This window comes from Mesorhizobium sp. GW821-FHT07A06 (assembly GCF_059419085.1).
On sequence record NZ_JBWKRC010000012.1, the window covers coordinates 192,188 to 200,002 of the forward strand.

The following is a 7,815-nucleotide window of genomic DNA, read 5'->3' on the forward strand; positions in this document are numbered from 1 at the left end:
GACAAACCCAGTGGAGGCCGGAAAATGGCCAGGATGCGCGCTGTCGATGCGGCGGTTCTTGTTCTTGAGAAGGAAGGTATTTCCTGCGCCTTCGGCGTGCCGGGCGCGGCGATCAATCCGCTCTATTCGGCGCTGAAGGCTCGGGGCACCATCCGCCATGTTCTCGCCCGCCACGTCGAGGGCGCCTCGCATATGGCCGAAGGCTACACCCGTGCCAAGGCGGGCAATATCGGGCTGTGCATCGGTACGTCGGGTCCAGCCGGCACCGACATGATCACCGGGCTCTATTCGGCATCAGCTGATTCCATACCGATCCTGTGCATCACCGGCCAGGCACCGCGTGCACGGCTGAACAAGGAGGATTTCCAGGCGGTCGACATCGCCGCCATCGCGGCACCCGTCGCCAAATGGGCGGTCACCGTCATGGAACCTTATCTCGTCCCCATGGCGCTGCAGAAGGCATTTCACCTCATGCGCTCGTCGCGGCCTGGCCCGGTACTGATCGACCTGCCGGTCGACGTGCAACTGGCCGAGATCGAATTCGACATCGACGCCTATGAACCGTTGGCGCCTTTCAAGCCGGCGATGACGCGGGCCCAGGCGGAAAAAGCGCTGACCATGCTCAACGCGGCCGACAAGCCGTTGATCGTCGCCGGCGGTGGGATCATCAATGCCGATGCATCCGACCTGTTGATCGAGTTCGCCGAAATCACCGGCGTTCCGGTCATCCCGACGCTGATGGGCTGGGGCGCGATTCCGGACGACCACCGGCTGATGGCCGGCATGTGCGGCCTGCAGACGTCGCATCGCTACGGCAATGCGACGATGCTGGAGGCCGACTTCGTCTTCGGCATCGGCAACCGTTGGGCCAACCGCCACACCGGCTCGGTCGACGTCTACACCAGGGGCAAGAAGTTCATCCATGTCGACATCGAGCCGACACAGATCGGACGCGTCTTCGCCCCGGACCTCGGCGTTGTGTCCGATGCGGGTGCCGCGCTGAAGATGCTGCTCGACGTCGCCACCGAGTGGAAGACGGCCGGAAAGCTGCGCGACTGGTCCGGCTGGGCAAAGGAGTGCCAGGGCCGCAAGAGGACGATGAAGCGCAAGACGCATTTCGACCAGGTGCCGCTGAAGCCGCAGCGCGTCTATGAGGAGATGAACAAGGCGTTCGGCCGTGACGTCACCTATGTCACCACGATCGGTCTGTCGCAGATCGCCGGGGCGCAGTTCCTGCATGTCTACAAGCCGCGCAACTGGATCAATTGCGGTCAGGCCGGCCCGCTCGGCTGGACGCTGCCTGCCGCGCTTGGCGTTCGCGCAGCCGACCCGGACCGCACCATCGTGGCGCTGTCGGGCGATTATGATTTCCAGTTCATGATCGAGGAACTGGCGGTCGGCGCACAGCATAAGCTGCCCTACATCCATGTTGTCGTGAACAACGCCTATCTCGGCCTGATCCGCCAGGCGCAGCGCGGCTTCTCGATGGATTATGAGGTCAGCCTCGCCTTCGAGAACATCAACCGGTCAGGCGATCCGGAGGCGGGCTATGGCGTCGACCATGTCGCCGTGGCCGAGGCGATGGGCTGCAAGGCGGTCCGGGTGCGCAGGCCCGAGGAATTCGCCGCCGCCTTCAGAGAGGCGCAACGGCTGATGAAGGAGCACCAGGTTCCCGTCGTGCTCGAATTCATCCTCGAGCGCGTCACCAACATCTCGATGGGCACCGAGATCGACAAGATCACCGAATTCGAGGACCTTGCCGAACATCAGGAAGACGCCCCGACCGCGATCGTGATGCTCGACTGATAAGAGGGACAAGAAGAATGCCACGTTTTTCAGCCAACCTGTCGATGCTTTTTGGCGAGCATGATTTCCTCGATCGCTTCGACGCAGCAGCGCGCGCGGGCTTCAAGGGCATCGAATATATCGGCCCTTACGACCATGCGCCCGAGGTGGTGGCCGCGAGGCTGAAGAAGAACGGCCTGACCCAGGTGCTGTTCAACCTGCCGGCCGGCGACTGGGGCAAGGGCGAGCGCGGCATCGCCGTACTGCCGGACCGCGTGCCGGAATTCCGCCAGGGCATCGCCGAGGCGATCACCTATGCACAGGCGCTCGGCTGCCCGCAGGTGAATTGCCTGGCCGGCATCGCGCCTGCCGGCGCCGACCGCAAGGTGCTGGAGGATGTTTTCGCCGAAAACCTGGCCTTCGCCGCGGAAAAACTGGAGCAGGCCGGCATCCGGCTGCTGATCGAGCCGATCAACACCCGCGACATTCCGGGCTTCTTCCTGAACTATTCAGAACAGGCGCTGGCGCTGATCGACCGGGTCGGCTCAAGAAACCTGTTCCTGCAATACGACATCTATCACATGCAGATCATGGAGGGGGATCTCGCCCGTAAAATCGAGGCCAACCTCGGCCGCATCGCGCATATCCAGCTTGCGGACAATCCCGGCCGCCACGAGCCGGGAACGGGCGAGATCAATTATCCCTTCCTCTACGACCACATCGACCGCATCGGCTATTCCGGCTGGATCGGCGCGGAATACAAGCCGAAGGCCGGCACCGAGGCCGGACTGGGCTGGTTCCGGGACTTGGCCGGGCAGGGAAGCGCGGCGGCTTAGGCGGAGCGCTTCGCTTCTCCCCGTCACTATACGGGGAGAAGGTGCCGGCGGGCGGATGAGGGGCAGCGCCAACCTTCGACGAGTTCGAGCAGAGACTTCAGGAGAACCATAATGGAAACCATAGGCTTCATCGGCCTCGGCATCATGGGCGCGCCGATGGCGGGGCATTTGCTGGATGCCGGCTACAAGGTCATCGCCAGCGATCATCGCTCCAAGCCGCCGGCGGATCTCGTCGCCAAGGGGCTGAAGTCGGTCTCCGGCCACGCCGCCGTCGCCAAGGAGGCCGACATCATCATCACCATGGTGCCGGATACGCCGCAGGTCGCCGATGTGCTGTTCGGCGAGAATGGCGTCGTGGACGGGCTGGCAAAAGGCAAGCTGGTCATCGACATGAGCTCGATCTCGCCGATCGAGACCAAGACCTTCGCCAAGAAGATCAACGAGCTCGGCTGCGACTATCTCGACGCGCCGGTGTCCGGCGGCGAGGTCGGCGCCAGGGCGGCGTCGCTCACCATCATGGTCGGTGGCGAGGACAAGCCCTTCGAGCGCGCAAAACCCGTCTTCGAGAAGATGGGCAAGAACATCACTTTGGTCGGCCCGAACGGGGTCGGCCAGACCACCAAGGTCGCCAACCAGATCGTCGTCGCGCTGACCATTGAAGCCGTCGCAGAAGCGCTTGTTTTTGCATCGAAAGCCGGCGCCGATCCGGCCAAGGTCAGGCAGGCGCTGATGGGTGGGCTGGCAGCCTCGCGCATTCTCGAAGTGCATGGCGAGCGCATGGTCAAGCGCACCTTCGCGCCGGGCTTCCGGATCGAACTGCACCAGAAGGATCTCAACCTGGCACTGGAGGGCGCCAAGGCGCTCGGTGTGTCATTGCCAAACACGTCGACCACGCAGCAGTTGTTCAATTCCTGCGCCGCCAATGGCGGCGCGAAGGAAGATCATTCGGCGCTCGTCAGGGCCCTGGAACGGATGGCCAATTTCGAGGTTGGCGGCGAAGCAGCCTCAGTTCGCGGCAAAGCGGCATAGGTCGGGAGAAGGCGACGTAACGTTCCCAAGTCGCCAACTTCCGTCCGTCGAAGAACGGGTTTCGGCGTCTGTCGCCGGGACCCGTTCTCGTTTGGAGCAAATAGTCTGCCGCTTTCGGCTCAGCCGCGCTTCAAGAATGCCCGCGCCGCATAAAGGCTCACCGCCGCGGCGTTCGACACGTTGAGCGAGCGGATGGCGCCGGGCATATCGAGCCGCGCCAGCGTCGTCACCGTCTCGCGCGTCTTCTGGCGCAGGCCCTTGCCTTCGGCGCCGAGCACCAGCGCGATCCTGTCGCCGGCAAAGCTGGTCTCGAGTTCCGCCGGCCCGTCCGAATCAAGCCCGATCGTCTGGAAGCCGGCCTCATGCAGTTGCCCGAGCGCGTCGGCCAGGTTCTTCACCTCGATCTGGTCGATATGTTCCAGGGCGCCGGAGGCGGATTTCGCCAGCACGCCCGATTCCTGCGGGCTGTGGCGCGCCGTGGTGATCAGCGCACCGGCCCCGAAGGCGACCGCCGAGCGCAGGATGGCGCCGACATTGTGGGGATCGGTGACCTGGTCGAGCACCAGCACCAGCTTGGTGTCGCCGAGCGCGTCCAAGCGCTTGGGCTTCAGCGGTTCCGCCTCGATCAGCACGCCCTGATGCACGGCATCCGATCCGGTGATCTTGTCGATGTCCCTGGGTTCGACCAGTTCCGCCTTGAAGGGCAGGGCGGCAAGATCGGCAATCTCGAGACGCTCGGCCGCATTGCGCGTCACCAGCATTTTGCGAATCTTGCGGCGCGGATTGTCGAGTGCCGCCCGCACCGTGTGCAGGCCATAAAGCCGCACCAGGCCGTCGGCGGTGTTTTCGCCGGGCGGAACGGGCTGGCGCGGCCGGAACGCCGGCGCGCCGCCGCTTTTCTCGTCGCGAAAGGCGCGGCGCAGCTTGGCGTAATGGGTGTCTTTCGGGGTGTTGGAATTGTTGCTCATGGCCGGCTTCTATAGCTGTCTCCCATGACCAAGGATATGCCTTGTCGCCGCAGCCGGCGAACAACATCGAAAAACCCTTCCTGCGCGGTTGACACCCATTGGCCTTGCCGCCATAAGGCGCTTCGCTGATTTCGGAGAAGACATCTATCTCGGGCTCCGGGATCGGCAAGAATGCCTCGTTGCATGGCTCCGGCGGCAGACTGGAGAGGTGCCCGAGTGGTTAAAGGGGACGGACTGTAAATCCGTTGGCTTAGCCTACGTTGGTTCGAATCCAACCCTCTCCACCACTGCCGGCCCGGAAGCCCTGAAACGAGAAAAGCATCGGGCCGAAAAGTGCATGGCGCTTTTCGGGTGAATCCGATACTTCAGTGCAAGGCGCGGGTATAGCTCAGTGGTAGAGCAGCAGCCTTCCAAGCTGAATATGCGGGTTCGATTCCCGCTACCCGCTCCAGATTTTCATCCCCGCCATCGGTAAGCCCGGACACTGCGCGACCAAACGCGCAGCGCTTCAGGCATAATCTGCGCCGCGTCAGCTGTTGAACGCCGATGCCACCTGGTGCTGCTGAGGCACCTGGCCGTTCGGTGTCAGTTTGTCGACGATGCCAGGCAGGGCGGTGGACAGCTGCTTGAGCAGCTCCTGTTCGTCCAGCCCGGTGCGTTGCGCGATCTCATGGATGACTTGCGGCCCAAGCGCGGCTCCGAGATCATTGGCGTTGATCGACTGGTTCTGCCCGGTGCCGACCCAGGAGTCCGCAGTGTTGCCGTGGCCGGCATCCCTGAGCTTGTCGAGCAGGCCGCCCAGACCGCCGAGCAGGCCGCCATCACTGGCGGTGGTTCCGGCAGGGGTTGGGTCGGCTGGCGCAGGCGCTTGATCCGGCTGTTCGGCACTTCTGCCGCTCAGCATCTTTCCGACCAGCAATGCGCCAAGCGCGATCATCAGCGGTTTGGTGATGTTGCCGCCGGGAACGGCGTTGTCAAAAAGTCCCATAGTGGATCCTCCATCTCAACCAAGCCCGGCCCATCCGCAACAATGGCGCATCCGGCCGGAATTTCAAGCTGGCTTGAGGTTTTGACAATCATATGAAAATGTCGGGGCGGCGGGGGATGGAGAGGAAAAAATGTCAATCATCAGCTGGATCATACTCGGCGTCATCGCCGGCTTCCTGGGCAGCAAGATCGTCAACAAGACTGGCCAGGGCATGATAATGGATATCGTGCTTGGCATTGTCGGCGCCATTGTCGGCGGCCTGATCTTCAGTGCCTTCGGCGCGTCGGGCGTCACTGGCCTCAACATCTACAGCCTGATCGTCGCGGTGGTTGGCGCGGTGGTTGTGCTGTGGGCCTACCATCAGTTCAGCGGACGCCGGACGCTTTAGGGCAATTCCAGGAAAAGTGTTAGGCGGTTTTCCCATAGGAATTGCGCCAAAACAAAAGGCTGGAGCGGTCGCCGTTTCCGCGAAACGGTGGACCGCTTTAGGCGCAGGGCGGATCGTCCGAAATTCGAATTTCGGCCGAGGCAAGACCTGCTTCGGGCTTGCCTATGGCATCAGCACCGCATCGGCCGCGGCGAAGAAGATCAGCGTTCCCGCGATGAATACCGCCCAGCCGACCAGCGATTTGCGAATGGCGGCCTTGTGCTCGGCGTCGGAACTCTTGTTCTGGTCAAAATCGGTCATGGGGAACCTCCCTTGGCTGAATTGATCATGTCTTCGCCGAAATGGACGATACATGGCCGAATAGACGATCAATCTGGCCTCTGCAACAGCGGCGCAAGACAGGCGCGATGGCGCCGATACTAGGCTACGACAGTCAGCCTCCGTTTGCGCTGGTCCAGCGACACGATCGTCAGTCCGCTGGCCACCACCAGCAGGATGCCGCAGACCGCCAGCGTGTTAGGGAACTGCCCGAACACCAGCAGGCCTGAAATGACGGCCCAGACGGTGAAGCAGTAGTAGAACGGCGCCACCGCGCTGGTCGGCCCGACGCGATAGGCCATGAAGATGAAGAAATGGCCGAAGATCAGGAAAAACCCGGCACCGGCCATCAGCAGCAAATGGCGCCCCTCGGGCATGACCCATTGCTCGGATATCAGATGCGCGGCACCCGCGCCGACCAGCACCACCAAGACGGCGGAAATCGCCACGATCATCCCGGGCACTTCCGCGGGGACATGCCTGCCGGCAAGGTCGCGCGCGGCCGACAGCGCCGCGTTGCCGAGCGCCAGCAGGGCATAGACCGAAATGCCTTGCATGGTCGGCTGCGCCACCATCAGGGCGCCGATGAAGCCGATCCCGATCAGCGCCATGCGCTGGCCGCCGATGCGTTCGCCAAACAGGATCGACGAGCCGACCAGCATCAACAGCGGCGTGATTTGTCCGAGCGCGGTGGAATCGGCGATTTGCATGTTGGCGAGTGCAACGACATAGCAAAGAATCGCCGCCAGCTCGAGCAGGTTTCGGCGCAGCACATGGCCGTCGAAGATCAGTGGAATCTGCTTGCCATAGCCGAGCAGGAACAGCAGCGGGAAGCCCCAGAGTGTTGCCGCGGCCCCGCGCAGGAACAGCACCTCGTAGGAGGGCAAGCCCGCCGTTGCGAGTTTCATCATCGTATCGTTGACGAGATACGACCCCGTCGAAACGATCATGAACAGCGGGCCGCGGATTGAAGCAGGGATGAAATGCATGAGGTCAGGAGATCAGACGTCGGTCGCCACCGCAATGGGCCATCAGTCGGCCGCGAGCCGGACAGGGATCGGCGGGCAAGAGCGCTTGACGCATACCTCGATCGGCCTCCCTGTCACCCATTTCATTTCGTGCCGAGCCTTCCTATATCAGCGCCACATCCCGCAATCGGATCCCAGGTTCGGACTGAGTGAGACGGCACCCAGCCAAAAGACGCTTGTGTTTTTTGGCCTTTGTCGCTAATCGCCCCGCATTCGACTGAACTGAAGGTCAAGGCCGTCCAAGGAAAGAGACTATGGCAAAAGGTAAATTCGAGCGCACTAAGCCTCATGTGAACATCGGCACGATTGGTCACGTTGACCATGGCAAGACGTCGCTGACGGCGGCGATCACGAAGTATTTTGGCGAGTACAAGCGCTACGACCAGATCGATGCGGCACCGGAAGAGAAGGCGCGCGGCATCACGATCTCGACGGCCCACGTCGAATACGAGACGGCCAACCGCCACTACGCCCA

General features: G+C 62.6%; 8 protein-coding genes, 2 tRNA genes and 1 pseudogene. 7 read left to right on the forward strand and 4 right to left on the reverse strand.

Translation table 11 applies throughout. The features are described 5' to 3' along the window. Positions 1-24 precede the first annotated feature (24 nt). The 3 genes and pseudogenes from gcl to AC07SZ_RS29230 all read left to right on the forward strand — a co-directional run. Entirely contained in the window at positions 25-1,806 is a 1,782-nt protein-coding gene (gcl, locus tag AC07SZ_RS29220; RefSeq protein ID WP_494916996.1) for a glyoxylate carboligase, read from the forward strand. A 17-nt stretch (positions 1,807-1,823) separates the two neighbouring features. Continuing rightward, positions 1,824-2,621 (forward strand): 2-oxo-tetronate isomerase, encoded by a 798-nt coding sequence (gene otnI / locus AC07SZ_RS29225; protein WP_056566423.1) that lies wholly within the window; start codon positions 1,824-1,826, stop codon positions 2,619-2,621. Between the two features lie 96 nt (positions 2,622-2,717). Beyond that, positions 2,718-3,650 (forward strand): annotated as a pseudogene (locus AC07SZ_RS29230) (2-hydroxy-3-oxopropionate reductase); the annotation flags it as partial. A 119-nt stretch (positions 3,651-3,769) separates the two neighbouring features. Here the strand turns inward: AC07SZ_RS29230 and AC07SZ_RS29235 are convergent. Continuing rightward, complete coding sequence (locus AC07SZ_RS29235; protein ID WP_494916998.1) at positions 3,770-4,618, reverse strand: TrmH family RNA methyltransferase; 849 nt, start codon at positions 4,616-4,618, stop codon at positions 3,770-3,772. 202 nt (positions 4,619-4,820) lie between these two features. On the opposite strand from AC07SZ_RS29235, the gene AC07SZ_RS29240 reads away from it, so the two are divergent. Together AC07SZ_RS29240 and AC07SZ_RS29245 are read left to right on the forward strand one after the other, a co-directional pair. Beyond that, a tRNA-Tyr gene (locus AC07SZ_RS29240) sits at positions 4,821-4,905 on the forward strand. A gap of 90 nt (positions 4,906-4,995) precedes the next feature. Further along, positions 4,996-5,069 (forward strand) — tRNA-Gly (locus tag AC07SZ_RS29245). Between the two features lie 78 nt (positions 5,070-5,147). Here the strand turns inward: AC07SZ_RS29245 and AC07SZ_RS29250 are convergent. Next, on the reverse strand, positions 5,148-5,606 hold the full coding sequence (locus AC07SZ_RS29250) for a YidB family protein (RefSeq protein WP_172373926.1): 459 nt from the start codon (positions 5,604-5,606) through the stop codon (positions 5,148-5,150). 130 nt (positions 5,607-5,736) lie between these two features. Between AC07SZ_RS29250 and AC07SZ_RS29255 the strand changes: the two genes are divergently transcribed. Next, positions 5,737-5,994 (forward strand): GlsB/YeaQ/YmgE family stress response membrane protein, encoded by a 258-nt coding sequence (locus AC07SZ_RS29255; protein ID WP_056566410.1) that lies wholly within the window; start codon positions 5,737-5,739, stop codon positions 5,992-5,994. Positions 5,995-6,156: 162 nt separating this feature from the next. Here the strand turns inward: AC07SZ_RS29255 and AC07SZ_RS29260 are convergent, their stop codons facing one another. Together AC07SZ_RS29260 and AC07SZ_RS29265 are read right to left on the reverse strand one after the other, a co-directional pair. After that, positions 6,157-6,294 (reverse strand): hypothetical protein, encoded by a 138-nt coding sequence (locus tag AC07SZ_RS29260; RefSeq protein ID WP_171883312.1) that lies wholly within the window; start codon positions 6,292-6,294, stop codon positions 6,157-6,159. 119 nt (positions 6,295-6,413) lie between these two features. Next, complete coding sequence (locus AC07SZ_RS29265; protein WP_056566407.1) at positions 6,414-7,301, reverse strand: DMT family transporter; 888 nt, start codon at positions 7,299-7,301, stop codon at positions 6,414-6,416. Between the two features lie 293 nt (positions 7,302-7,594). Here AC07SZ_RS29265 and AC07SZ_RS29270 point away from each other — a divergent pair. Continuing rightward, the coding region (locus AC07SZ_RS29270; RefSeq protein ID WP_246678039.1) for a GTP-binding protein at positions 7,595-7,815 on the forward strand (221 nt) is incomplete at its 3' end.

Excerpts from the sequence above, each read along its gene's own strand:
- gcl (WP_494916996.1), top strand. The coding sequence starts at position 25 with ATGGCCAGGATGCGCGCTGTCGATGCGGCGGTTCTTGTTCTTGAGAAG.
- AC07SZ_RS29255 (WP_056566410.1), top strand. The coding sequence starts at position 5,737 with ATGTCAATCATCAGCTGGATCATACTCGGCGTCATCGCCGGCTTCCTG.
- AC07SZ_RS29235 (WP_494916998.1), bottom strand. The coding sequence starts at position 4,618 with ATGAGCAACAATTCCAACACCCCGAAAGACACCCATTACGCCAAGCTG.
- AC07SZ_RS29260 (WP_171883312.1), bottom strand. The coding sequence starts at position 6,294 with ATGACCGATTTTGACCAGAACAAGAGTTCCGACGCCGAGCACAAGGCC.
- AC07SZ_RS29250 (WP_172373926.1), bottom strand. The coding sequence starts at position 5,606 with ATGGGACTTTTTGACAACGCCGTTCCCGGCGGCAACATCACCAAACCG.
- otnI (WP_056566423.1), top strand. The coding sequence starts at position 1,824 with ATGCCACGTTTTTCAGCCAACCTGTCGATGCTTTTTGGCGAGCATGAT.
- AC07SZ_RS29265 (WP_056566407.1), bottom strand. The coding sequence starts at position 7,301 with ATGCATTTCATCCCTGCTTCAATCCGCGGCCCGCTGTTCATGATCGTT.